19 protein-coding genes are annotated in these 24,366 nt (G+C 68.4%); 15 read left to right on the top strand and 4 right to left on the bottom strand.

What is annotated here, in order from left to right; translation table 11 throughout:
- The first annotated feature begins 2 nt into the window (after nt 1–2).
- The gene (locus ASC70_RS18675) at nt 3–446 is read left to right on the top strand and encodes a MarR family winged helix-turn-helix transcriptional regulator (RefSeq protein ID WP_056053088.1); all 444 of its coding nucleotides are present in this window, start codon (nt 3–5) and stop codon (nt 444–446) included.
- Nucleotides 447–500: 54 nt separating this feature from the next.
- On the opposite strand, the gene ASC70_RS18670 is transcribed toward ASC70_RS18675, so the two are convergent.
- Complete coding sequence (locus ASC70_RS18670) at nt 501–1,958, bottom strand: FAD-dependent oxidoreductase (protein WP_056053085.1); 1,458 nt, start codon at nt 1,956–1,958, stop codon at nt 501–503.
- 99 nt (nt 1,959–2,057) lie between these two features.
- On the opposite strand from ASC70_RS18670, the gene ASC70_RS18665 reads away from it, so the two are divergent.
- Nucleotides 2,058–2,519, top strand: a complete 462-nt coding sequence (locus ASC70_RS18665) for a MarR family winged helix-turn-helix transcriptional regulator (RefSeq protein WP_052196711.1) — start codon at nt 2,058–2,060, stop codon at nt 2,517–2,519.
- Here ASC70_RS18665 and ASC70_RS18660 read toward each other — a convergent pair.
- Nucleotides 2,500–3,276, bottom strand: a complete 777-nt coding sequence (locus tag ASC70_RS18660) for a TOBE domain-containing protein (RefSeq protein ID WP_056053082.1) — start codon at nt 3,274–3,276, stop codon at nt 2,500–2,502. The two genes, ASC70_RS18665 and ASC70_RS18660, sit on opposite strands and share 20 nt — an antisense overlap.
- Before the next feature lie 69 nt (nt 3,277–3,345).
- Here ASC70_RS18660 and modA point away from each other — a divergent pair, with 69 nt between their 5' ends.
- Both modA and modB read left to right on the top strand, forming a co-directional pair.
- A complete protein-coding gene (gene modA, locus ASC70_RS18655; protein ID WP_056053079.1) occupies nt 3,346–4,104 on the top strand; it encodes a molybdate ABC transporter substrate-binding protein in 759 nt (252 codons plus the stop codon).
- Nucleotides 4,105–4,106: 2 nt separating this feature from the next.
- A complete protein-coding gene (modB, locus tag ASC70_RS18650) occupies nt 4,107–4,778 on the top strand; it encodes a molybdate ABC transporter permease subunit (protein WP_056053076.1) in 672 nt (223 codons plus the stop codon).
- Between the two features lie 147 nt (nt 4,779–4,925).
- Here the strand turns inward: modB and ASC70_RS18645 are convergent, their stop codons facing one another.
- Complete coding sequence (locus tag ASC70_RS18645) at nt 4,926–5,561, bottom strand: TetR/AcrR family transcriptional regulator (RefSeq protein ID WP_056053073.1); 636 nt, start codon at nt 5,559–5,561, stop codon at nt 4,926–4,928.
- 410 nt (nt 5,562–5,971) lie between these two features.
- Here ASC70_RS18645 and ASC70_RS18640 point away from each other — a divergent pair, with 410 nt between their 5' ends.
- The 3 genes from ASC70_RS18640 (at nt 5,972) to ASC70_RS18630 (ending at nt 11,884) form a co-directional block, all read left to right on the top strand.
- Nucleotides 5,972–7,153 carry an efflux RND transporter periplasmic adaptor subunit gene (locus ASC70_RS18640; RefSeq protein ID WP_056053069.1) on the top strand — a complete coding sequence of 394 codons (1,182 nt, stop codon included), beginning with the start codon at nt 5,972–5,974 and terminating at the stop codon, nt 7,151–7,153.
- Nucleotides 7,154–7,298: 145 nt separating this feature from the next.
- Nucleotides 7,299–10,475 (top strand): efflux RND transporter permease subunit, encoded by a 3,177-nt coding sequence (locus ASC70_RS18635; RefSeq protein WP_056053066.1) that lies wholly within the window; start codon nt 7,299–7,301, stop codon nt 10,473–10,475.
- Nucleotides 10,475–11,884 (top strand): efflux transporter outer membrane subunit, encoded by a 1,410-nt coding sequence (locus ASC70_RS18630; RefSeq protein WP_056053062.1) that lies wholly within the window; start codon nt 10,475–10,477, stop codon nt 11,882–11,884. Before ASC70_RS18635 ends, ASC70_RS18630 begins: the two co-directional genes overlap by 1 nt.
- On the opposite strand, the gene ASC70_RS18625 is transcribed toward ASC70_RS18630, so the two are convergent.
- Nucleotides 11,881–12,708 (bottom strand): LytTR family DNA-binding domain-containing protein, encoded by an 828-nt coding sequence (locus tag ASC70_RS18625; RefSeq protein WP_082539549.1) that lies wholly within the window; start codon nt 12,706–12,708, stop codon nt 11,881–11,883. The genes ASC70_RS18630 and ASC70_RS18625 overlap by 4 nt on opposite strands.
- A 61-nt stretch (nt 12,709–12,769) precedes the next feature.
- On the opposite strand from ASC70_RS18625, the gene ASC70_RS18620 reads away from it, so the two are divergent.
- The 8 genes from ASC70_RS18620 (at nt 12,770) to ASC70_RS18585 (ending at nt 24,155) form a co-directional block, all read left to right on the top strand.
- The gene (locus ASC70_RS18620) at nt 12,770–13,315 is read left to right on the top strand and encodes a DUF2306 domain-containing protein (protein ID WP_056053059.1); all 546 of its coding nucleotides are present in this window, start codon (nt 12,770–12,772) and stop codon (nt 13,313–13,315) included.
- Nucleotides 13,316–13,349: 34 nt separating this feature from the next.
- Nucleotides 13,350–13,787: a DUF2141 domain-containing protein gene (locus tag ASC70_RS18615; RefSeq protein WP_056053057.1), complete on the top strand. Its 438-nt coding sequence runs from the start codon at nt 13,350–13,352 to the stop codon at nt 13,785–13,787.
- A gap of 12 nt (nt 13,788–13,799) precedes the next feature.
- Nucleotides 13,800–15,251 carry a carotenoid oxygenase family protein gene (locus ASC70_RS18610; RefSeq protein WP_056053054.1) on the top strand — a complete coding sequence of 484 codons (1,452 nt, stop codon included), beginning with the start codon at nt 13,800–13,802 and terminating at the stop codon, nt 15,249–15,251.
- Between the two features lie 77 nt (nt 15,252–15,328).
- Entirely contained in the window at nt 15,329–16,033 is a 705-nt protein-coding gene (locus ASC70_RS18605) for a TetR/AcrR family transcriptional regulator (protein ID WP_162247243.1), read from the top strand.
- A 287-nt stretch (nt 16,034–16,320) separates the two neighbouring features.
- The gene (locus ASC70_RS18600) at nt 16,321–18,564 is read left to right on the top strand and encodes a TonB-dependent receptor (protein WP_056053049.1); all 2,244 of its coding nucleotides are present in this window, start codon (nt 16,321–16,323) and stop codon (nt 18,562–18,564) included.
- A 90-nt stretch (nt 18,565–18,654) separates the two neighbouring features.
- A complete protein-coding gene (locus tag ASC70_RS18595) occupies nt 18,655–19,950 on the top strand; it encodes an MFS transporter (RefSeq protein WP_056053046.1) in 1,296 nt (431 codons plus the stop codon).
- Nucleotides 19,951–20,037: 87 nt separating this feature from the next.
- Entirely contained in the window at nt 20,038–23,415 is a 3,378-nt protein-coding gene (locus ASC70_RS18590) for a glycosyltransferase (RefSeq protein ID WP_056053042.1), read from the top strand.
- Between the two features lie 56 nt (nt 23,416–23,471).
- A complete protein-coding gene (locus ASC70_RS18585) occupies nt 23,472–24,155 on the top strand; it encodes a hypothetical protein (RefSeq protein WP_056053040.1) in 684 nt (227 codons plus the stop codon).
- The last annotated feature ends 211 nt before the right edge of the window (nt 24,156–24,366 follow it).

Raw genomic sequence — 24,366 nt, 5'->3', positions numbered from 1 at the left:
CCATGTCAAAGCCGGTCGTGATTCCCTTCGAGACGACGCTGCATGTTCGCGACACGTGCCTGTGCCTGCACGTCCAGCGGGCCGCCCGGGCCCTGGCGCGCCGCTTCGACGAGGCCCTGCGGCCGGTGGGCCTGACCAACGGCCAGTTCTCGCTGCTGATGTCGCTGAACCGGCCACAACCCGCGGGTCTGGGCGGCGTCGCCAATCTGCTGGCCATGGACCGCACCACCCTGACCGCGGCCCTAAAACCGCTGGAGCGGCGCGGCCTGCTGACCATCGCGCCTGCCCCTAAGGACGGCCGCGCCCGGGTGCTGAGCTTGACCCCGGACGGCCGCGCCGTTCTGGCCCAAGCCCTGCCGATCTGGACGCGGGAGCATGGCGAGCTGGACGAGGAGCTGGGCGGTGGAAGTGAAGCGCTGCGGGCGGGATTGAAGGCGATCGCCTAACCCGACATGTCATCCCGGCTCTCCGCTGCGCTACGGCGGAGATGACAGGCTCGATCAAAGCCCGAACTGGGCGAAATGGGCTTCCAGCCTCTCCTCATCTCCCGCTCGTCCCACCGCCGCGACATAGCCGTCCGGGCGCACCAGGACGAACCCATCCGTCGGCAGGCCGTAAGCGTCGGCGAACCAGCCTTCGGCGTCGATCAGATCGCCGTCTGGTCCGACCGCGACGATCGCCAGGCCTTGGCGTGGCGCGATGGCGAGGCTCGCGCCGGAAGCCAGCAGCGTCCAGTTGGCCCCAGCCAGAATCTCGAACACGCGCACGGGCGCGCCGTCGCGCCCTCGGCACGGCGCGTCCGGCGCGCGGTCGCCTGGCGCGATCTTGGCCGCTACGCCCAGGTCCAGCGACAGCGGCGACTCCGGATAGGCGAGGTCCAGCTGACGGGCCTCGCGGCCGCGCTTGACCTCGGTCTGGCTCAGCAGGCGGGTCGACAAGCCCAGCACCGCGGCGGCGATCGGGCGGCGCTCGGCCTCATAGGTGTCGATCAGGCTCTCGGGCGCGCCGGCCAGGACGGCGGCGAGCTTCCAGCCCAGATTATAGGCGTCCTGCAGGCTAGTGTTCAGGCCCTGGCCGCCGGTGGGCGGATGCACGTGGGCGGCGTCGCCGGCCAGCAGCACGCGGCCGACCCGGTAGCGTTCGGCCAAGCGAGCGTTGATCCCGAAGGTCGAGGCCCACGGCGCTTCCCGTACGAAGATGTCGTCGCGGCCAGTCCTCTGGCGGATCAAGGCGTTCACCGCCGCGACCGAGAAGTCTTCCTCGTCCGGTGCGTGGCCCTGCAGCTGGAAGAGGTCGGTCCCGGCCAGTGGGCAGAACGAAATCCGCTGACCATTCGGCCCGGTGAAATTGTGCCAGACTTCGCGCGACAGGCCATCCAACCTGATGTCGGCGACCATGCCGCGGCCCGGGCGGGTCTCGCCGGGGAACTCGACGCCTAGCGCCGGGCGGACGAAGCTGCGGCCGCCATCGGCCCCGACCATCCACTTGGCGCGGATCGTCTCGCCGGTTTCCAGGGTCGCGGTGACACCGTCGGCGTCCTGCGCGAAGCCCGTCAGGGCGATCCCGAAGCGCGGAGCATGGCCCAAGGCCTTGAGCCGGTCGCGCAGGACGCGCTCGGTCAGGAACTGCGGCGCCATCAGCGGCATGGCCCAGGGTTCGGCCGGGGTTGGTTGAGCATCTTCGCCGAGCAGGGTGTCGGTGAAGGTCTCGCCCGCATAGGCGCGGATCGTGGGATAGGGCGCGGCGCCGGCGGCGAGCAGGCTGTCCAGCACGCCCAGGTCCTCGAACACCTCCAGGCTGCGAGGCTGGAGCCCTTTGCCGCGTGAGCCCTGGAAAGGGCCCTCGGCCTTGTCGATCAGCACGAAGTCTACGCCTCGCCTGGCCAGGTCGATCGCCAGGGTCAGGCCGGCCGCGCCGGCGCCGCAGATCAGGACGTCCGTCGTCGGGGAGTGGGTCATCCGTGCCTCCTATCGGGTGCAAAGTGCACGCATTTACGTGCATAAAGCACATAATTGCAGGGCTGGACGGCGTCAACAAAAAACGTGCAAAGTGCACGCATGGACCGAGAGCTACGTGACATTCACTTGGCGATGATGGATCTCGCCGAGTTCCTGAATCGACCTCAGGCCGACGACATGTTGCTGCGCGAGGCGGGCGTCTCGCTGGATCGAGCGCTGTTCCCGCTGCTGGTGCGCATCGAGCGCAAAGGTCCGATCGGGGTGGTCGACTTGGCCGACGCGGCCGGGCGTGATCATTCGGTGGTCAGTCGCCAGGTCGCCAAGTTGGAGAGCCTGGGCCTGGTCGAACGGCGGCCGGGAAAGGACAAGCGCGTGCGCGAGGCGGTGGTGACGGAGAGGGGGCGCGAACTGACCGACGCTCTGGACGCCGCGCGTCGGCGTCTGGCAGGGCCGCTGTTGGGGCGATGGAGCGCCCGGGATCTCCAGGAACTGGCGCGTCTACTGCGGAAGTTCGTCGACGACGCCAATGCGACGCTGAAGGTTAGTCGACCGCCAGAATGATGTCCGCCGGCGCGATCCGCGCCTCGATCTTCGCGCCGATGGTCAGCCTCCACCCCGCGTCCTCCGGCTTCAGCGTGGCCACGAGGCTCTTGCCGGCCGGCAGGGCGATCGTGACCTCGGCCGAGGTGTCGCTGGCCTCGCGGTCGACAATCTCGCCGGCCAGGCGGTTGTCGCCTTCATCCCCGTGAGCGCCGAGCCGGACGAAGCTGGACTTGACCAGGGCGATGACGGGACGGCCGGGCGCCAAGCCCAGGTCCTCGACGCTGCGGCGGGTGATCGAGGCGCGGAGCGACAGGCCCTCGCCCAATGACAAGGTGACGGTCGCGGTGACGCCATCCCCGTCGAGGTTCGAGACCACACCGCGCAAGGCGTTGCGGACGCTGGTGCGCAGGCCCAGGCTCCAGAGCAGGTCGGCGTCGCCGGAGAGGTCGGCCTCCAGCCGCGCGAAGGCCGCCCCGACCTCGCGCTCGGCGGCGCGGAAGGCGCGGATGACGGCCTGGCCGCGCGGGGTCACCTGGGCGGCCCCGCCGCTCTTGCCGCCGGGCGCGGCGATGACCAGGGGCGTGTCGAACAGGTTGTTCAGCGCCTGCACGCCGTCCCAGGCGCCCTTGTACGAGAGCCCGACATCCTTGGCGGCGGCGCTGATCGAGCCCTGGCGCGCGACGGCTTCCAACAGGGCGATGCGCTCCAGCCCGACGCGGGCCAGGGCGCCGCGCTTGAGGATCAGGGAGGCGCTGAAGTCGGCGTCTTCACTCACTGGTCGGGCCTCGATTTCATCGTTATGTAGTCTAACTACATAACCGCAGGGCAAGGCTAGAAGTACCAGATGATCGCTCGCCGTCCGATCCTGATCGCCGCCCTGTCGGGCGCTCTGTTGCTGACGCTGGGCGGCGGCGCCCAGGCCGGCGAGACCAAGGTCGCCGTCGCCGCCAACTTCACGGAGGCGGCCAGGGAGATCGCGACGAAGTTCAAGGCCAAGACGGGCCATGATGCGACCCTGAGCTTCGGCTCGTCGGGCCAATTCTACACTCAGATCGCCAATGGCGCGCCGTACGAGGTGTTCCTGTCGGCCGATGTCGAGCGGCCCCAGCGGGCCGAGGCCGAGGGCTTGGCCGTTCCCGGTTCGCGCTTCACCTACGCCACCGGCCGCCTGGTGCTGTGGAGCAGGACGCCGGGCTTGGTCGACGGAAAGGGCGCGGTTCTGGCCAAGGGCAAGTTCGAGAAGCTGGCGATCGCCGATCCCAAGGCCGCGCCCTACGGCCAGGCGGCGGTCGAGACCCTGACCAAGTTGAAGTTGTACGACGCCCTGAAACCGAAGATCGTCACCGGCGCTTCCATCTCCCAGGCCTATCAGTACGTCCAGACGGGCGCGGCCGAGCTGGGCTTCGTGGCCCTGTCGCAGGTCGTCGATGAGAAGGGCGGCTCGCGATGGCTCGCGCCAGCCAGCGACCACAGCCCGATCGAGCAGCAGGCGGTGCTGCTGAAGACCGGCGCGAACAGCGCGGCGGCCAAGGCCTTCCTGAAATTTCTGAAGAGCGGCGAGGCCAAGGCGATCATCAAGCGCTACGGCTACGAGGTCCGCTGAGCATGGCCGAGGTGCTGTGGCTGACGGCCAAGCTGGCGGGTATCACCACGGTCCTGCTGCTCGTCCTGGCCACGCCGCTGTCCTGGTGGCTGGCGCGAGGGCGTTCACGCTTGCGCACGCCGGTCACCGCGCTTGTGGCCCTGCCGATCGTGCTGCCGCCGACGGTGTTGGGCTTCTACCTGCTGATCGCGCTCGGACCCAAGAGCCCGCTGATGATCCTGCTGCATCCGTTCGGGGTGCGGACCCTGGCCTTCACCTTCGAGGGCCTGGTTATCGGTTCGCTGATCTATTCGCTGCCGTTCGCCGTGCAACCGTTGCGCAACGCCTTCCTGGCCATCGGCGACGAGCCGCTGGAGGCGGCCTCGACGCTTGGGGCCTCGTGGTGGGCCTCGTTCTGGCGCGTGGCCCTGCCGCTGTCCCTGCCAGGCTATGTCGCCGCCGCCATCCTGACCTTCGCCCATACGGTCGGCGAGTTCGGGGTGGTGATGATGCTGGGCGGCAATATCCCGGGCGAAACCACCGTGCTGTCGACCGAGATCTACCGCCTGGTCGAGGGGCTGGAGTGGGGGCAGGCGCACCGCCTGTCGCTGCTCCTGCTGGCTTTCGCCTTCGCGGTGCTGCTGGTCCTGCTGGGGATCGAGCGCCGCGCGGGGGTGCTGGAGCGGCGGGGGTAAACGCCCCATCTCCGACCTTCCCGGCGAAAGCCAGGATCCAGATTCAGCCTGAGCGATCAGGGTGTTGCGCCTCGACCCGCTCAAACCCGCGGGGTCAGCGGGTTCGATCTGGGCCCCGGCTTTCGCCGGGGAAATCGGATGTGAACGTCAGCAACCGCCGTCCAGGTGGAACCGGATCAGCGCCCGGGCCGAGCGGGCCACGGCGCGGATAGGACCTTCGGCGCCCAAGGTGACCCGAGCTCCCGAGGCGCCTTCCATCAGCAGCATCAGAGCGTCGGCCAGGTCTTCGTCCTTGGCGCCGGCGTGGCGGGTCAGATCCTTGAGCCGTCGGTACAGCTCCTTCTTGTAGTTGACCGACACCACCTGGGCCGGGTGGCTCTCTTCGTGCAGCTCGATGGCGGCGTTCGACAGCGGGCAGCCGTGGACGTCCTTGTTGCAGGCCTTGGTCTCGAAGGCGTCGAAGATCGCCTCCAACTGAGCGCGCGGATCGGTGCAGCAGCAGGCCGTCACCTCTTCCCACCAAGCCCAGTACTCTCGCTCCTGTTCGCGCAGGACCTCGGCGACCAGCTCGTCCTTGGACGGGAAGTTCCGATAGAGCGTCATCTTGGTGGCGTCGGCCTCGGACGCGATGGTGTCGACGCCGACCGCGCGGATGCCGTGCTGATAGAACAGCTCACGGGCGGTCTCGAAGATCCGGTCCCGCGCGGGGCGCTTGGACGCGGGTGCGCACACCGCCGCTTCCGTATCGCCCCCGACAGCGTCCCCAGAATTTCTTGTCGCCATTTTGGCAGTGCTCTCCTTGACGTGGGAGTTACCGGTCAGTATCTCTCCGCCGTGGATGATACCGAACGGTCTCTCACATCCTAAATCGTTCTTCCAGTCGCCCGGGTCAAGTAACAGCCCCTGCGACATTTAACCCATTAACCCGAAAAAAGGAGCGCGCGCCAATGCCCCCCCAAGCAAACGACATCGCCGCCGCGCCCCAGGCCAAGGCCAGTAAGGGTTTGCTGGGCTTCATAAAATTTCGGGCCGGTTCGAGCCGGCGCGGGATCGGACAAACCTCGAGTGGGGCCACTGTCCGCGCCTTGGGCCAAACCTGGTCCACCCAGCGGTCCGCCCGACGGCCCGTCTGGGAATAACAAGAAACGTCTCCTTCCCCCTTCCGCTTCACCATCCTGCAGGGTCCTCCCCCCATGCGTATTCAATCCGTCATCACGTCCTTCGCCGGCCTCGCCGCCGTCGCCGTGCTGGCTGCCTGCTCGGCCCAAGCCAAGCAGGAAGCCGCCGCTCCGCCGCCAGCCCAGGTCACCGTCGCCGAAGTCGCCTTCAAGTCGCTCCGCCAGTGGGACGACTTCACCGGCCGCCTCGAGCCTATCGACACCGTCGAGATCCGTCCGCGCGTGTCGGGCTACATCGACGGCGCTCGCTTCGCCGAGGGCGCTCGCGTCTCCAAGGGCCAGGTGCTCTTCCAGATCGACCCGCGCCCGTACCAGGCCGAGGCCAATCGCGCCCAGGCCGAGGTGGCCCGCGCCAAGGCCCAACTGGACCTGGCCGTGGTCAACCGTGAGCGCGGCCGCCGCCTGATCGAGCAGAACGCTCTGGCCCAGAGCGAGTTCGATCGCCTCTCCGCCGAGGAGAAGGCCGCCCAGGCCAATCTGTCCGCCGCCCAGGCCGCGTTCCAGACGGCGCGTCTGAACCTGGAATGGACCCGGGTGACCTCGCCGATCGACGGCCGGATCTCCAAGGCCATCATCACCCGCGGCAACCTGGTCACCCAATCCAGCCTGCTGACGACCGTAGTGTCCGACACCCCGATCTACGCCGAGTTCAACGCCGACGAGCAGACCTTCCTGAAGTACGCCTCGGCCGAACGCGGCAAGGGCAGTCCGGTCTATATGGGCCTGATGACCGAGGACGGTTATCCGCACGAGGGCAAGCTGGCCTTCATCGACAACGCCCTCGACGCCAAGAGCGGCACGATCAACGGCCGGGCGATCTTCGCCAACGCCGACGGTCGCTTCACGCCCGGCCTGTTCGCGCGGATCCGCATGGTCAGCGCCGAGACCAAAGAGGTGGCCTTGGCTCCCGACCGCGCCATCGCGACCGACCTCGGCAAGCGCTACGTCGTGGTCGTCAACAGCGCCAACAAGGCCGAGTACCGTCCGGTCGAGATCGGCCCGTTGGCCGGCAACCTGCGCATCATCCGCCAGGGCCTGAAGCCCGGCGACCGGGTGATCGTCGGCGGCCTGCAGAAGGTCAAGCCGGGCGATACCGTGGCCCCGGTCAAGGTCAAGACCGACCTGGCCGATCTCTCGCAGCTGGAGGCCGGCGGCCGCCAGATCGCCGAGGCCGGCCGGGCCGCCGGCCAGAACTAAGCGTAACTGAAGCGTACGCCCGGCTCGTGTTCTGAGCCGGGCGTCTTTTTCGAAGGTTCGCGGTGGTTCTCTTCGCTCGCCGGATGGCGGGAGGGACCCCTGCGCCCAACGCGTACCCCTTCCAGCTCCTCCCCGGATGCCTGTCATGAATTTCTCGAAGTTCTTCGTGAACCGACCGCGTTTCGCGGCCGTGCTCTCCATCATCATCTTCATCGCCGGCATCGTGTCGCTGCCGCGCCTGCCGATCAGCGAATATCCCGAGGTCGTGCCGCCCACCGTGGTGGTGCGCGCGGCCTATCCCGGCGCCAACCCGTCCGTCATCGGCGAGACGGTGGCCGCGCCGCTGGAACAGGCCATCAACGGCGTCGAGGGGATGATCTACCAGTCGTCCCAGTCGGCGTCCGACGGGGCGATGATCCTGACCGTCACCTTCGCGCTCGGCACCGACCTGGATAAGGCCCAGGTGCAGGTGCAGAATCGCGTGGCCCAGGCCCTGCCCAAGCTGCCGCAGGAGGTCCAGCGCATCGGCGTGACGACCAACAAGGCCTCGCCCGACCTGACCCTGGTCGTGCACATGATCTCGCCGAACAACCGCTACGACATGCTCTATCTGAGCAACTACGCGCAGCTGAACGTCCGCGACCGCCTGAAGCGGATCGACGGCGTCGGCGACGTGCAGATCTTCGGCGCGGGCGCCTATTCGATGCGCGTGTGGCTGGATCCGGAAAAGCTGGCCGCCCTGTCGATGACCGCCGGCGACGTCGTGCGGGCCTTGCGCGAGCAGAACGTCCAGGTCGCCGCGGGCCAGCTGGGCGCGCCGCCCAATGCGGGCTCCGGCGCCGAATTCCAGCTGTCGGTCAACGCGCCCGGCCGCCTGACCGACGAGGAGCAGTTCCGCGACGTGATCGTCCGCTCGGGCGAGGACGGCCAGATCACCCGCCTGGGCGACGTGGCCCGCGTGGAGCTGGGCGCCGACAACTACGCCCTGCGCAGCTTGCTCGACAACAAGTCGGCGGTCGCCGTGCCGGTCTTCCAGCGTCCCGGTTCGAACGCGCTGGAGATGGCCGCCAACGTCAAGAAGACCATGAAGGAGCTCAAGAAGGAGTTCCCCGAAGGCGTCGACTACGAGATCATCTACGACACCACGGCTTTCGTGCAGGAAAGCATCGACTCGGTGGTCCACACCCTGATCGAGGCGATCATCCTGGTCGTGCTGGTGGTGGTGCTGTTCCTGCAGGGCTGGCGCGCCTCGATCATTCCACTGATCGCCGTGCCGGTGTCGCTGGTCGGCACCTTCGCGATCCTGCTGATGCTGGGCTTCGGCCTCAACGCCCTGACCTTGTTCGGCCTGGTGCTGGCCATCGGCATCGTCGTCGACGACGCCATCGTCGTGGTCGAGAACGTCGAGCGGAACATATCGCTGGGTCTCGAACCCGCCGCGGCCACCCGCAAGGCCATGACCGAAGTGACCGGACCGATCATCTCCACGGCCCTGGTGCTGTGCGCGGTGTTCATCCCGACCGCCTTCATCAGCGGCCTGTCGGGCCAGTTCTACCGTCAGTTCGCCCTGACCATCGCCATCTCGACGGTGATCTCGGCCATCAACTCCCTGACCCTGTCGCCGGCCCTGGCCGCGGTGCTGCTCCGGTCGCATGACGCGCCCAAGGACCGCTTCCAGAAGCTGATCGACCTGTCGCTGAGCTGGCTGTTCAACCCGTTCAACCGCTTCTTCGCCAAGGCCTCGAACGGTTACGTCAGCGGCGTCGCCAAGACCCTGGGCCGCTCCACCGCCGCTCTGGCCCTCTATGGCGGCCTGCTGATCCTGACGGTGTTCGCCTTCGCCCGCACGCCGGGCGGCTTCGTGCCCCAGCAGGACAAGGCCTATGTGGTCGCCGTCGTGCAGCTGCCCGACGCGGCCTCGCTCGACCGCACCGAGGCGGTGATCCGTCAGATGGGCGACATCGCCATGAAGGTGCCGGGCATCAAGCACTCGGTGGCCTTCCCCGGCCTGTCGGCCAACGGCTTCATCAACGCCCCCAACGCCGGCGCCGTGTTCTTCCCGCTCGACGACTTCAAGAACCGTCGTGGCGAGACCCTGTCGGCCGGGGCCATCGTCGGAACCCTGAACCAGAAGTTCGCCGCCATTCCCGACGCCCAGATCGCGGTCTTCCCGCCGCCGTCCGTGCAGGGGCTGGGCACCATCGGCGGCTTCCGGATGCAGATCGTCGACAAGGCCGGCATGGGTTCGGACGAGCTCTACAAGGCCACCCAGAACGTCATCGCCAAGGCTCAGAAGGACCCGGCCCTGGCGGGGATCTTCTCCAGCTACCAAGTCAGCGTGCCGAAGATCCAGGCCGACATCGACCGTGAAAAGGCCCGGGCCCAGGGCGTGTCCCTGACCGACCTGTTCGAGACGATGCAGGTCTATCTGGGCTCGCTGTACGTCAACGACTTCAACCGCTTCGGCCATACCTACCAGGTCAACGTCCAGGCCGATCAGAGCTTCCGTCTGCAGCCCGAGCAGATGCTGCGTCTGCAGACCCGCAACGGTCAGGGCCAGATGATCCCGCTGGGCGCCTTCGTCAGCTTCAAGGAGGCCACCGGCCCCGACCGCGAGAGCCACTACAACGGCCTGCTGACCGCCGAGATCAACGGCGGCCCGGCGCCGGGCTTCTCGACCGGCCAGGCCCAGAAGGCGCTGGAGGACATCGTCAAGTCCGAGCTGCCCAACGGCATGGGCTACGAGTGGACCGAGCTGACCTATCAGCAGATCTTGGCGGGCAACACGGCGATCTACATCTTCCCGCTTTGTGTGCTGCTGGCCTTCCTGGTGCTGGTCGCTCAGTACGAAAGCTGGAGCCTGCCGCTGGTCGTCATCCTGATCGTGCCGATGACCCTGCTGTCGGCCCTGGCCGGAGTGATGCTGACCAAGGGCGACAACAACATCTTCACCCAGATCGGGCTGATCGTGCTGGTGGGGCTGGCGTGTAAGAACGCCATCCTGATCGTGGAGTTCGCCAAGGAACGCGAGGAGCACGGCGACAGTCCGCTCCAGGCGGTCCTGGAAGCCTGCCGCCTGCGCCTGCGTCCGATCCTGATGACCTCGATCGCCTTCATCATGGGGGTCTACCCCCTGGTGGTGTCGCACGGGGCCGGGGCCGAGATGCGCCGCGCCATGGGCGTGGCGGTGTTCTCGGGGATGCTGGGGGTCACCGTCTTCGGCCTGATCCTGACGCCCGTCTTCTACTACGTCATCCGCCGCTTCACGGCCCGCAAGGCTGTGGCCAAGGCGGCGCTGACCTCGCCCGTGGAGGCGCACTGATGTCTCGTTTCGCTAACACCCTGCGCGCCGCGCTGATCGCCGGCGTTTCTCTGGCCGCCGCCGCCTGCGCGGTGGGGCCGAACTACAAGGCGCCGGCGACCCCGCCGGCGGCCTTCCAGAACGCCGACCCGGCCGTCTTCACCGCCGCCAATCCCGAGGCGGAGTGGTGGACGGCGTTCGGCGACCCGGTGCTCGACCAGTTGGTCGGACAGGCCCTGTCGGCCAATCTGGACCTGAAGATCGCCGTCGCCCGCGTCGCCGAGGCCCGGGCTCTGTTCTCCGAGCAGAAACTGGACCTGCTGCCGCACGTCACCGCCGACGGCGCCTATGTGAAGAGCAACCAGCAGCAGCCCGGCTCGAACGGTCAGCGGGTCGAGAGCCAGACCTACCAGGCCGGCTTCGACGCCGGCTGGGAGATCGACCTGTTCGGCCGCGTGCGCCGCGGCGTCGAGGCGGCGGGGGCGGAAGCTGGCGCGGCCCAGGCCGAGCTGCGCGACGCCCAGGTCACGGTCGCGGCCGAGGTGGCTCGAAACTATCTCGAGCTGCGCGGCGCCCAGGCCCGGCTAAAGGTCGCCAACCGCAACCTCGAGACCCAGCGCGAGACCCTGCGCCTGACCAAGGTGCGGTTCGACGCCGGGGCCGGCAGTCCGATCGACGTCGCCAGCGCGCAAGCTCGCCTGAACGCGACCGAGGCGGCGATCCCGGTTCTGATCACCGCCGAGAAGCGCGCCAACTACCGTCTGGCCGTCCTGACCGGCCAGCGGCCCGGCGCCCTCGACGCCTTGCTGGTCCCGCGCGTGACGGACGTCCGGCCGTTGGTCACCGCCCTGCCGATCGGCGAGGCCAGTGACCTGCTGCGCCGTCGTCCCGACGTGCAGGCGGCGGAGCGTCGCCTGGCCTCGTCAACCGCGCAGGTCGGGGTGGCCACGGCCGACCTGTTCCCGCGCGTCTCGGTGACCGGCTTCGTCGGCTTCCTGTCGGGGACCTCGGCCGGCTTCGGCAACAGCGCCAGCAAGGCCTGGTCGGTGGCGCCCAGCGTCAGCTGGCCGGCCCTGGACCTGGGCAGCGCTCACGCCCGCCTGCGGGCGGCCAAGGCGCGGGACGACGCGGCGCTCGCCAACTACGACCAGACGGTGCTGCGCGCCCTGGAGGACCTGGAGAACGCCCTGGTCTCCTACCGCCAGCAGCAGGCACAGCTGAACAGCCTGACCGACCAGGCCGCCGCCTCGCGGCGCGCGGCCGAGTTGGCCCGGATCCAGTACAAGGAAGGCGGCATCGACTTCCTGGTGCTGCTCGACGCCGAACGCACCCTGCTGGCCGCCGAGGACGCCCTCAGCGTCGCCGAGACGGGCGTGAACACCGACGTCGTGGCGATCTACAAGGCGCTAGGCGGCGGCTGGAAAGCCTAGAACCAGCCCGCCTCGCGCAGCGCCCTGGCATAGGCGCGGCTGACGGGCGCCTCGACACCGCCCTTGACCTGAAGGGTCGCCCGGCCATCACCGCGCCGGGCGGCCTCGACGGCCGCCTTGGCCACCCACCACGAGCGGTGGGTCTGGGCGCCCTCGATGCCCTCCAGTTCGGCCACCGCGTCGGACAGCCGCATCAGGATCAGGTCCTGGCCGCGCGAGGTGTGCAGGCGCAGATAGTGATCCTCGGCCTCCACCGCGTGGAGCTCGGCGTCGCGTAGCTTGGGCGGCAGGCGGTCGAGGAAACGCGGCGCCGGCGCGCCGGCCGGAGCGGCGTGGGTCTCGACCGGCTGGCGCTGGACCAGGAAGTTCAGCGCCGTCATCGCCACCGTGACGATGAACACTGGGCCCAGATACAACGGCATGGCCGCCAGGCGCAGGTCGCCATGGAAGGTCAGTTCGCTGACCAGCCACACCACGCCCGTGAACGGCAGGGTGACGCCCACGACGGTCACGGCGCCGTACAGCCAGGGCCGTGCGTCCAGTCGGCCCTCGCGGCCGATGAGGTGGCTGACCGCCGTGCCCACGATGGCGCCGGCTAGGCACAGTCCGATCCAGTAGACGAGCCGGGTCGCCACCGGGACCTCGTCGGTTCCGAACGCGCCCATCAGGGCCAGGAACACTCCGGCCCCCGCCGACACCGCGAACCCGCGCAGGCTTTCCTTGGCGGTCATCGCCGTTCGCGAAGCGTGAACGGCGTCGGCCAGCCATTCGCGAAACGGAGCCGGCGACTGGCGCAACGACGATTGAGACACGGACCCGACCACTCCACCAAGGCTCTCGACGGCGAGGCGATCCACCGCCCCGCCCGAACCGGAGTGAAGGAAGATGGCCGTGCAAGGCAAGTCAATCTCGCAAGCTATCCCCTGGAGCGCCCTGCGCACCGGCCTGATCGCCGCCGGCGTCGCGGCGGTGATCACCGCGGTGGTCGCGCCGAAGTTCGGGGGCTATGCCGCGCAGGTCCATTTCCAGCCGCACGCGCCGGACCTCGCCAAGATCGCCGAGGCCGCGCCGGTCATCCAGCTGCACCTGGCCTCGGCCCTGACCGCTCTGTCCATCGGCGTCGTGCTGATGATGCGGGTGAAGGGCACGAGCCTGCACAAGCTGCTGGGCTGGACCTGGGTGCTGGCCATGGGTTCGACGGCGGTCAGCTCGCTGTTCATCCGCGAGATCAACAACGGCGCCTTCAGCTTCATCCACCTGCTGTCGGGCTGGACGATCGTCGGCCTGCCGGGCGCGGTCTACGCGATCAAGCGCGGCAAGGTCGCCATCCACCGTCGGGCCATGACCGGCATGTTCGTCGGCGGCCTGCTGCTGGCCGGCCTGTTCGCCTTCATCCCCGGCCGCCTGCTCTGGACCGTGTTCCTGGGCTGACCCGTCTCAAACCTCTTCGACAAAGGATTTCGCCATGACCTCAATCCGCGCCTTCGGCCTGGCCCTGATCGCCACCGCCGCCATCGCCTCGACGGCCCACGCCCAGGACGCGCTCGGCGACCTGACCCTGACCTTTCCCGCGCTGGCCTCGAACCAGGGCAAGGTGATGATCGCGGTCTATGACAGCGCCCAGGGCTGGAGCTCGGGCAAGCCGGCCCGTGTCGCCATCGCCTCGGCCGCCGACACGCCGGCCGCCGCCAAGGTCGTCAGCCTGCCGCCGGGAACCTACGCGGTCCGCGCCTTCCAGGACGTGGATGGCGACGGCAAGATGGGGACCAATCCCTTCGGCCTGCCGGTCGAGCCCTACGGCTTCTCGCGCGACGCTCAGCCGAACATGGGGCCGCCGACCTTCGACGCCGCCGCCTTCGAGGTGAAGGCCGGCGCCAACACCCAAGCCATCCACCTGAAATAGGCGAGAGCACCCATGAACCGGCGCGACATCCTGCGCGGGGCGGCCCTGCTGGGCGGAGCCTCCCTGCTGACTCCCGAAACCGTCTGGGCCGCCGCCACGGCCGACTGGACCCTGGGCCTGGCCGACGTCGAGGCCGACATCGCGCCGACTAGCCTGACCCGGCTGCACGGCCGTGCGCCGGCCGAGCTGACTGGCACGCTGTTCCGCAATGGTCCGGCCAAGTTCCGCCGCCCGGGTGGTTCGGTCGGCCACTGGTTCGACGGCGACGGCATGGTCCGCAAGTTCCAGATCGCTGACGGCCAGGCGCGGATGAGCGCCCGCTTCGTCGACACCGTGAAGCGCCGCCACGACACGGCCGCCAACGCCGTGATCACCCCCGGCTTCGGCACCGCCGCCGGTCCGGGCGCGGTGATCACCGGCCCCGACGACGCCAACGCCGCCAACACCTCGGTGCTGATGGCCGGCGGCGAGCTGTGGGCGCTGTGGGAAGGCGGCTCGCCAACCGCCCTGGATCCGGCCACCCTGGAGACGCGGGGCGTCAAAACCCTGCGCCCAGACCTGAAGGGCATGCCGTTCCTGGCCCATCCTCGCGTCCAGCCGGACGGGACGATCTGGAACATCGGCCTGGGCGGCAAGCAGGCGGTGGTCTGGAAGCTGGCGCCAGACGGCGCCCTGCTGAAGGTCGAGATGATCAAGCTGCCGCGCGGCAGCTACATGCACGACTTCACCGCCACCGCGCGCCATCTGGTGCTGGTGCTCCAGCCCTGGATCCAGGAGCGGTTCGTCATGCCGTTCGCGACCTCGATGCAATGGAAGCCGGAGCTGGGAACCCAGGTGCTGGTGCTGGACAAGGACGACCTCAGCAAGCAGCGGATCTTCGAACTGCCGCCGTTCTTCTTCTTCCACCTGGGCGACGCCTGGGAGGAGGCGGACGGAACCATCCGCTTCGACGCCTGTGTCGACAAGGACGCATCGGGCACGGCCGCCAACGGCGGGGCCATCCTGCGCGGCGAACGGCTGCGCGCCGCTCCCCCGCGCCGGGCGCTGATCACCCTGGGCGCTGACGGCAAGGGCGTGTTCGCCGAGGAGGCGATCACCGCCGAGTTTCCGCGTTCCGACCCGCGCTTCGCCGGCCAGGTCCGCCGCTACTCAGTCCACGTGACCAACGAACGGCCCGACCGGCCGCTGTTCCAGGGCGTGGCGGTCCGCGACTGGAAGCGCGAGACGGACCAGGTGTTCGACTTCGGTCCGCGCCACCTGGTCGAGGAGACGGTGTTCGTCCCGCGTCCCGGCTCCAGCGAGGAGCTGGACGGCTGGCTGGTCGGCACGACGGTCAATCTCGACGCCAAGGCGACCGAGCTGCACGTGTTCGACGCGCGCCATGTCCAGCAAGGCCCGATCGCCGCGTGGCGGGCCCCGGTGGCCCTGCCGGTGACCTTCCACGGGGTGTTCGTGCAAGCCTGACGTAACGGTCATCCTTGCCAGTACGTCGTGGTTGCGCCTATCCGAGGACGGAGCGCAACCACGGCGGGCCCGTCCTCATGACCGCAGCCAAGCCCCCATCCCGCTCCGGACCCCGTTCCGGCGGGCGGGGCCGTCCGTCCAAGGCCAAGGGCCTGGACCTGAAGGAAACCATCCTCGACGCGGCCGAGGGCCTGTTCGCGCGCCACGGCTTCTACGGCGTGACGACGCGCCAGGTGGCGGCCGAGGCCGGCGTCGACACCGCCCTGATCCACTACTATTTCGGCGCCAAGCGCGAGCTGTTCGACGCGGTGTTCCTGCGCCGGGCCGAGATCCTGAACCAGGCCCGCGAGGCGTCGATGGACGCCTATCTGAGAGCCCACGCCGGCGCCATGACGGTCGAGGGCGTGATCGAGGCCTTCATCGATCCGCTGCTGCGCATCTCCCAGGACGGCGGCGCCGGCTGGAAGAGCTATTTCGCCCTGGTGGCCCAGGTGAACAACACCCCGGCCTGGGGCGGCGAGACGATGACCCGGTTCTTCGACCCGGTGGTTCATCGCCTGGTCGAGACCCTGAAGACCGTCCGTCCCCAAGCCGAGTATCGCGACCTCTACTGGTGCTATCAGTTCCTGACCGGATCGATGATGCTGGCCCTGTCCGAGACCGGACGGATCGACTCGCTGTCCGAGGGCGAGTGCCATTCCAGCGATCTGGAGGCGGTGCGGGCCCGGCTGTTCGCCTACTGCGCGGCGGGTTTCGAGGCGGTGATCGCCAGGGCTGGGTAAGCTCCTCCCCCGCTTGCGGGGGAGGTGGCCCAGAGGGCCGGAGGGGGCAAGCTGGGCTTGTGCAGCATTAGCCCCCTCAGTCGCTCCGCGACAGCTCCCCCGCGAGCGGGGGAGCATCATCCGCACACACCCATTTTCATCACCTGATGAAAAAAGACTGGCGTCCGGCGCCGGTTCGGGTGATTGTGCTCGCAATTCGCTGTTCGATGAATTGGCGAGCCCCGAGCACGCGTCCGCGCAAGACGGATTTGGCTGGGGAGGGCGGAACGCAAGGGAGGGGAAACCCCATGACTTCGATGTGGAAGGCCGCGCTATTGGCTGGCGCGGCGTGGAGCTCGATCGCGGGCGTGGCTTCGGCGCAGCAAGCTCCGGTGGCCGACAATTCGGCCTCGGTGGACGCGGTGGTCGTCACCGCCCGTCGTCGCGAGGAAAACCTCAAGGACGTCCCGGTCGCCGTCTCGGCCTTCTCGGCCGCCAAGCTGGAACAGCAGGGCGGCACGGACATCACCATCCTGTCGCAGACCACCCCGAACATCACGGTGCAGACCGCCCGGGGCTCGAACTCGACCCTGATCAGCTACATCCGCGGCGTCGGCCAGCAGGATCCGCTGTGGGGCTATGAGCCCGGCGTCGGCCTGTATGTCGACGACGTCTACATCTACCGTCCGCAGGGCGCGGTGTTGGACATCTTCGACATCGAGCGCATCGAAGTGCTGCGCGGCCCGCAGGGTACGCTGTACGGCCGCAACACCATCGGCGGCGCCATCAAGTACGTCACCAAGCGCCTGGGCGACGAGGCCGGCGCCAAGATCAAGGCGACGTACGGCAGCTACAATCAGACCGACGTCCTGGTCTCGGCCCAGACGCCGATCAGCGACACCGGCCTGTCGATCGGCGCGGCCTATGCCCTCTACAAGCGCGACGGCTACGGCTCGAACCTGACCACAGGCGCCGACCAGTACGACAAGGACGTCCACGCCTATCGCCTGAGCGCCGAGTACAAGCCGACCGAAGACCTGTTCTTCCGCCTGGCCTATGACCGGGTCGAGGACAATTCTAATCCCCGCCACGGCCACCGCGAACTGCCGGCCCTGGTCGGCGGCTATCAGGTGCTGGACGTCTATGACACTCAAGCCGGCCTGGGCGACAAGAACCACGTGATGACCAAGGGCCTGTCGCTGACCGGCCAGTGGAACGCTAGTGAATATGTCACCCTGAAGTCGATCACGGCCAGCCGCCGTGGCCACACCCAGACGATGATCGACTTCGACGGCACGCCGCTGCCGACCCTGGACGTGCCGGCCACCTATGACGACCGCTCGTTCTCGCAGGAACTACAGGCGGTCTACGCGGACGAGAACGTCCAGGGCGTATTCGGCCTCTACTATATGAACAGCCAGGCCTCGGGCGAGTTCGACACCATCGCCGGCAATCTGGGCGTGGCCATCGCCGACGGCGGCAAGGTCAACACCCAGAGCTTCGCGGCCTTCTTCGACTTCAGCGCCAACCTGACCGACAAGTTCAAGGTCTCGCTGGGCGCTCGCGCCACCCGCGACCACAAGCGCGCCAACGTCTTCCGCTTCTTCTATCTGGGCGCGACGCCGACGCCGTACCAGCACGGCGCTCCGCGCCCGATCCTGCAGGTCCGCACCAACTACGACGCCCAGAAGACCTTCGAGCAGTTCACGCCGCGCATCTCGGCCTCGTATGACCTGACCGACGAGCTGACGACCTACGCCTCGTTCTCCAAGGGCTACAAGTCGGGCGGCTGGGACATGCGCGGCGACGCGTTCATCACCCCGCAGACCGTCAACGGCTACAAGCCCGAGGTCGTGAAGACCTACGAGGCTGGCCTGAAGGGCTCGCTGCTGGACCGCCGGGTGTCGTTCTCGTCGGCGGCCTTCCTGTCGAAATACACCGACCAGCAGGTCACGACCCAGGTCGTGGTGCCGTCGGGCATCGCCAGCTCGGTCGACAACGCCGGCGCCTCGACCCTGTATGGCGTCGAGTTCGAAGCCAACGCCAAGCTGTCCCAGCACCTCTCGGGCAATGTCGCCCTGGGCTACATCCACGCCAAGTACGACCGCTTCAACCGCTTCGTGCCGGCCGGCGCGCCGAACCCGCTGAACCCGTCCACCACCTTGGCGACGGGCCAGGTGATCAACGTCGCCGACCTCTACGGCTTCCAGAACACGCCGGAATGGACGGGCAATGTCAGCCTGACCTGGCGCGGCGACCTGGTTGGCGGCAGCCTGGCGATCACCCCGATGGTCAGCTATCGCGACGACTACCAGCAGTTCGAGCAGCCCCTGCCGCTGCTGGACCAGAAGGCCTTCACCCTGGTCGATCTGACGGCGATCTGGACCGCCCCGGGCGGCCGCTACAAGCTGGCCCTGACCGGCAAGAACCTGACGAACGAGAAGTACCGCACCGGCGGCTATAATTTCGGGGTCGCCACCTACAACAACTCGGTGATCGGCTTCTACGGACCGCCGCGCACCATCGCCGGCTCGATCGAGGTGGCGTTCTAGGCATCTAGGCGAGAAAAGCTAGGGCGGGGCTTGCTGCAACAAGCTCCGCCCATTTTGTATGTGGCCAGTGGCGTGACAGGGGGCGAAGGCATGAGCGAGCAGCGGATCGAGGCGGAGGCTCCGGCCCCGGGCGTGAGGCCAGGCTATCGCTACGTCGTCCTGGCGATGCTGATTCTGGCCTACACCTTCAACTTCCTGGACCGGCAGATTCTCGGCATCCTCAAGGAGCCGATCAAGAACGAGCTGCATCTGAGCGACACCGAGCTGGGCCTGATGGGCGGCCTGGCCTTCGCGGCGCTGTACACCACCCTGGGCGTGCCGATCGCCTGGCTGGCCGACCGCTTCAGCCGCACCTGGATCATGACCGGGGCCCTGGCGGTGTGGAGCGGCTTCACCATGGCCTGCGGCCTCGCCGGCGGGTTCTGGTCGCTGTTCCTGTGCCGGATGGGCGTCGGGGTCGGCGAGGCCGGCGGCGTGCCGCCCGCCTATTCGCTGCTCGCGGACTATTTCCCCAAGCACCAGCGCGCCCGGGCGCTGGCGGCCTATTCGTTCGGCATCCCGCTGGGCACGGCGCTGGGCGTGCTGTTCGGCGGCCTGATCGCCGCCTATGTCGACTGGCGCATGGCCTTCGTCGTCGTCGGCGCGGCCGGCGTGGTGCTGGCCCCGCTGTTCAAGCTGGTGGTCAAGGACCCGCCGCGCGGCGGCCTCGACGCCGTGGCGGGCGCGGCCCCCGCGAAGGTTCCAGGGTTCGGCGCGGTGCTGGCCACCGTGCTGCCCAAGCCGTCGTTCTGGCTGCTGGCCTTCGGCGCGGCGTGCTCGTCGGTCTGCGGCTATGGCGTCGCCTTCTGGCTGCCGTCGTTCTTCATCCGTAGCCTGCATATGAACCTGGTCGAGACCTCGATCTACTACAGCGCCATCGCCTTCTTCGGCGGCGTGGCCGGCATCTGGCTGGGCGGCTTCCTGGGCGACAAGTTCGGCGGCCGCCACAAGGGCGCCTATGCCCTGGCCCCGGCGATCTGCTTCCTGATCGCCCTGCCGTGCTTCTTCGCGGCGATGAACGCCAAGGCGCTGGCCCTGGCCTTCGTGCTGTTCCTGGTCCCGACCGGCCTGAACCTGGCCTGGCTGGGCCCGGTGGTCACCGCCGTCCAGCACCTGGCCCCGGCCGCCATGCGCAGCACCACCTCGGCCCTGTTCCTGCTGATCAACAACCTGCTCGGCATCGCCGTCGGCTATTGGTTCTTCGGGTTCGTTTCGGACCGGCTGGCCCCGACCTATGGCGCGGAGTCGATGCGCTACGCCATCTATTGGGGCCTGGCCTTCTATCTCGGGGCGGCGGCCCTGCTGACCCTGGCCTCGACCCGGCTGAAGAAGGACTGGGTGGAGTAGGGCGCAGGCCAGAACGCGGCGTGGGTTTCGACGGTCACGCTTCGGTCAAGATCGGGTATCAAGAGGCGCGAAGATCGCGAGCGCCTCATGACACCCGAAGACCGCCACATCTTTCACGACCCCACGGGCAAGCGTGAGCGGCGGGCCAAGCTGGCCCTGGGCGTCGTCATCTCGGCCGTCGCCGCGATCGTGGCCGGCTTCGCCGCCACCCTGGCCTTCGCCCCGCACTTGCCCGACGCGCCGCTGAAGGATCCTCATATCCTGACGTCCCTCCACCAGGAGAACGCGCACAAGGCCAAGCTGGGGAAGTCGTGGCGCCGCGTCCCCCGGCCGAAGAGCGGCGCCGCCAACGGCGCGGCCGTCCGGCCGTTGTCTGTCGGCTTCTATGTCGCCTGGGACGAGGACAGCCGCGAGTCCCTGCGCCGCAACATCGACAAGCTGGACGTGGTCTCGCCGCAGTGGGTGGCGATCAGCGGCGCCAAGGGCGACATCAGCGTCGTCGACGATCCGGAAGGGACCGTGCGGATCGCCGCCGCGCCCAACCATCCGGCGGTGCTGCCGCTGGTCCACAACTCGGCCAACGCCGCGTTCAACGGTCCTCTGGCCGACGCCTTGCTGGCCGATCCGGCCGCCCGAGCCAAGCTGATCGGCAATCTGGCGGTCCTGGCCGCCCAGCGCGGCTATGGCGGCTATGTCTTCGACTTCGAGGCGCTGTCGGCCAAGGGGCTCGCGGCCTATCCCAAGTTCCTCGACGAGGCCCGCGCCGCCCTGAAGGGCGCCGGCCGCGAGGTCTGGGTCACCGCGCCGTTCGACGGTGAGGGCTGGCCGCTCGATCGCCTGCAGAAGGCGTCCGACACCCTGGTGCTGATGGCCTACGACCAGCACTACGCCCTCGGCGATCCCGGCCCCAATACCGGCCAGGATTGGTACGAGACCGAGCTGGAGAAGCGGTTCGCGCATCTGGACCCGAACCACACCGTGCTGGCGCTGGGCGCCTACGGCTACGACTGGACGCTGAACAAGGACGGCAGCCGGGCGTCGGGCTCGCCGGCCACCTTCCACGAGGCCATGCGCAACGCCCAGGACGCCGGGGCGACGATCCGGATGGACGACGACGCCCTGAACCCGACCTACACCTATACCGACGACGCCGGCGACGACCACGTCGTCTGGTTCCTGGACGCCGTCACTCTGTTCAACGAGGTCAAGGTCTCCGATCCCTGGAAGCCGCGCGGCTACGGCCTGTGGCGGATGGGCATGGAGGATCCTGGTGTCTGGTCGCTGCTGGGCAAGCCCTACGGCCAGGCCTCGGCCGGCGGGCTGACGACCTTGGCCAATGGTCAGGGCGTCGACTTCGACGGCGGCGGCGAGGTGCTGCGGATCGCCCAGCTGCCGACCCCCGGCAAGCGCGGCCTGGAGTTCGATCCCGACACCGGCCTGATCTCGGGCGAAACCTACGACGTCATTCCCAGCTCTTACGTCATCGAGCGCTACGGCCAGAAGAAGGGCCTGGTGGCCCTGACCTTCGACGACGGTCCCGACGGCCGCTGGACGCCCAGGATCCTGGACGTTCTCAAACAGAAGAACGCGCCGGCCACCTTCTTCGTCATCGGCCAGAACATGCAGCGGCGGCCCGACCTGGTCGAACGCGAGGTCGCCGAGGGGCACGACGTGGGCGGCCACAGCTGGACCCATCCCAACATCGCCGAAACGCCGCTGCCCCAGGTGCAGGTCGAGCTGAACGCCACCCAGCGCCTGTTCGAGGTGCTGACCGGCCGCTCGATGCGCCTGTTCCGGCCGCCGTTCTTCGGCGACGCCGAGCCGTCGACGCCGCACGAGGTCGCCCCGCTCGTGATCGCCCAGACCCTGGGTTACATGACGGTCGGCCTGCGCATCGATCCCGACGACTGGCAGAAGCCGTCGTCGCAACAGATCATCGACCGGGTCCTGGATCGCCTCGACAATCCGGGGAACAACCCGGGCCAGGTGGTGCTGCTGCACGACGCCGGGGGGGACCGCAGTCGCACCGTCGCGGCGCTGCCGGAGCTGATCGATCAGATCCGCGCGCGGGGCTATCGCCTGGTCACGGTGGGCGAGCTGGCCGGCATGACCTCGCAGCAGGTGATGCCGCCAACCTCGCGCACCGCCCTGGACCTGGCCGTCGACCGAGTCGGCTTCGACTTCTTCCGCTGGACCCAGACGGCGATGACCTGGCTGTTCGTCACGGCGATCTTCCTGGGCGTGGCGCGGCTGGTGTTCCTGGCCAGCCTGGCCCTGGTCCACCGCTTCTGGACGCATGAGGAGCCGGCCGATCTCGACAGCGACAACGGCCCCTTGGTCAGCGTGCTGATCCCCTGTTTCAACGAGGAGAAGGTGATCGCCGCCTCGGTGGCGCGGATCCTGGAGAGCGACTGGAAGAACCTCGAGGTGCTGGTGCTGGACGACGGCTCCAAGGACCGTACGGCGCAGGAGGTGCGCGACCACTTCGCGAACGACCCGCGCGTGACGTTGCTGTCCTTTGAGAACGGCGGCAAGGCGCGGGCCGTGAACCGGGGTCTGGCCGTGGCCAAGGGCGAGTTCGTCGTGGCCCTGGACGCCGACACCCTGTTCCCGCCCGAGACCATCGGCCGGCTGGCCCGGTGGTTCCAGGATCCGGACATCGGCGCGGTGGCTGGCAACGCCATCGTCGGCAACCGTCTGAACATCGTCACCCGCTGGCAGGCCCTGGAATATGTCACCGCCCAGAACCTGGAGCGGCGGGCGCTCTCGGCCCTCGGCGCCGTCACGGTGGTGCCGGGCGCGGTCGGGGCCTGGCGCAAGAGCGTGCTGGACGCCCTGGGCGGCTACCCGGCCGACACCCTGGCCGAGGACCAGGACCTGACCATCGCCTGCCAGCGCGCCGGCTGGAAGGTGGCCTTCGACCCCGAGGCCCGCGCCTATACCGAGGCGCCGGACACCGTCGGCGGCCTGCTGAAGCAGCGCTTCCGCTGGTCGTTCGGCACGCTGCAATGCGTCTGGAAGCACCGCAAGGCGATGTTCAGCCGCAAGGCTCCGGTGCTGGGCTTCGTGGCCCTGCCGCAGATCTGGCTGTTCCAGATCCTGCTGGCCGTGGCCGCGCCGCTGGTCGACTTGGCGGTGATCTGGAGCCTGGTCGCCGGCCTCTACGGCGCGGTGGCCCATCCGGTCGAGTGGCGTCCCGACGACATGCTGCTGGGCCTGGCCTATTGGGCGGTGTTTATCGCCGTAGACCTATCGGCAGGGGCGCTGGGCATGGCGCTGGAGAAGCGGGCGCCGTGGGCCGACCTGCCGTTCCTGCCGGTGCAGCGGTTCGGCTATCGCCAGCTGATGTACTACGTCGTGGTCAAGTCGGTGGTCATGGCCATCCGCGGCGGCCGAGTCGGCTGGGGCAAGCTGGAGCGCCGCGCGACGGCCTCCGTCTCGCCCCGCTCTGAACGCAAGGGTTGAGATAACGAGGTTCTGTGGCAAGCTCTGCCTCGACAACAGTCGGGGTGGGGCTTGCCATGAAATTCGTCGCTATCGCGCTTTCGTTCGCCATGGGCTTGACCCTGGCCGCGCCGGCTCACGCCGCCGCGCCGATCACCGAACGCACCGAGAAGGTCAAGCTGCAGGGCAAGAAGGGACCGCGTCTGCTGCGGCCCGGCTTCCAGCTTGGCGAATACGAGGGCTATTACGGCGGCGTCTCGTCGACCAATTCGATGCCGTTCTTCAAAGGCAGCAAGGCCAAGGTCGAGATCCATGTCACCTCGCCGTCGCTGGGCGAGGTCGTGGTCTACTGCGGCGGCGGCGAGAGCCGGCTGGGCCTGGGCTGGATCACTTTCAAGCACGACCGGCTGCAATATGTCTGCACGTTCGAGGGCGCGAAGGCCGGCGCCGACGCCGCGTTCGCCATGGCCCGCTCCAAGGGCTCCTTCATCAGCCGGCTGCAGCAGCCCCAACGGGCCGGCGAGCTACGCTTCGGCGGCCGCACCTACCGCCTGGAGACCAAGGCGGTCGAGAGCGGCATTCCGCTCAACGGCGGCGGCACGATCGGCTACATCTTCAGCCGCGACGGCGTCGACGTCGGGGCGATGGACATGACCGGCCTGAACTTCAGCGCCTACCTGCCGGCCAAGGACAGCGGCGACCGCGACGCGGCGGCGATCGCGGCCCTGATCGTCTGTTTTCTGAAGGACGATGCCGACTGACACCGGTGGACAGGATGTTTCGCGCCCGAAGGGTGTGACCGGTAACACTTCCGCAGGGTCAAGGGTTTCCCTTTTCGGCAGCGCCCAAACCCGTGGCGATGGCGTCCTACCCGATAAGATAAGCGCGCAAGCCTTCACCTTATCGCCCTCACGCGGTTGCGCCTGCGAAATACCGCTCCTATAACCCGGCCACATTTCAGAAAGCCGTCGT

This window comes from Caulobacter sp. Root343, assembly GCF_001425745.1.
Classification (GTDB): Bacteria; Pseudomonadota; Alphaproteobacteria; order Caulobacterales; family Caulobacteraceae; genus Caulobacter.
This window is presented reverse-complemented; position numbering and strand designations above follow the sequence as displayed.

Coding starts and splice junctions, on each gene's coding strand:
- ASC70_RS18675 (WP_056053088.1), top strand. CDS start 3: ATGTCAAAGCCGGTCGTGATTCCCTTCGAGACGACGCTGCATGTTCGC.
- ASC70_RS18670 (WP_056053085.1), bottom strand. CDS start 1,958: ATGACCCACTCCCCGACGACGGACGTCCTGATCTGCGGCGCCGGCGCG.
- ASC70_RS18665 (WP_052196711.1), top strand. CDS start 2,058: ATGGACCGAGAGCTACGTGACATTCACTTGGCGATGATGGATCTCGCC.
- modA (WP_056053079.1), top strand. CDS start 3,346: ATGATCGCTCGCCGTCCGATCCTGATCGCCGCCCTGTCGGGCGCTCTG.
- modB (WP_056053076.1), top strand. CDS start 4,107: ATGGCCGAGGTGCTGTGGCTGACGGCCAAGCTGGCGGGTATCACCACG.
- ASC70_RS18645 (WP_056053073.1), bottom strand. CDS start 5,561: ATGGCGACAAGAAATTCTGGGGACGCTGTCGGGGGCGATACGGAAGCG.
- ASC70_RS18640 (WP_056053069.1), top strand. CDS start 5,972: ATGCGTATTCAATCCGTCATCACGTCCTTCGCCGGCCTCGCCGCCGTC.
- ASC70_RS18635 (WP_056053066.1), top strand. CDS start 7,299: ATGAATTTCTCGAAGTTCTTCGTGAACCGACCGCGTTTCGCGGCCGTG.
- ASC70_RS18630 (WP_056053062.1), top strand. CDS start 10,475: ATGTCTCGTTTCGCTAACACCCTGCGCGCCGCGCTGATCGCCGGCGTT.
- ASC70_RS18620 (WP_056053059.1), top strand. CDS start 12,770: ATGGCCGTGCAAGGCAAGTCAATCTCGCAAGCTATCCCCTGGAGCGCC.
- ASC70_RS18615 (WP_056053057.1), top strand. CDS start 13,350: ATGACCTCAATCCGCGCCTTCGGCCTGGCCCTGATCGCCACCGCCGCC.
- ASC70_RS18610 (WP_056053054.1), top strand. CDS start 13,800: ATGAACCGGCGCGACATCCTGCGCGGGGCGGCCCTGCTGGGCGGAGCC.
- ASC70_RS18605 (WP_162247243.1), top strand. CDS start 15,329: ATGACCGCAGCCAAGCCCCCATCCCGCTCCGGACCCCGTTCCGGCGGG.
- ASC70_RS18600 (WP_056053049.1), top strand. CDS start 16,321: ATGACTTCGATGTGGAAGGCCGCGCTATTGGCTGGCGCGGCGTGGAGC.
- ASC70_RS18595 (WP_056053046.1), top strand. CDS start 18,655: ATGAGCGAGCAGCGGATCGAGGCGGAGGCTCCGGCCCCGGGCGTGAGG.
- ASC70_RS18590 (WP_056053042.1), top strand. CDS start 20,038: ATGACACCCGAAGACCGCCACATCTTTCACGACCCCACGGGCAAGCGT.
- ASC70_RS18585 (WP_056053040.1), top strand. CDS start 23,472: ATGAAATTCGTCGCTATCGCGCTTTCGTTCGCCATGGGCTTGACCCTG.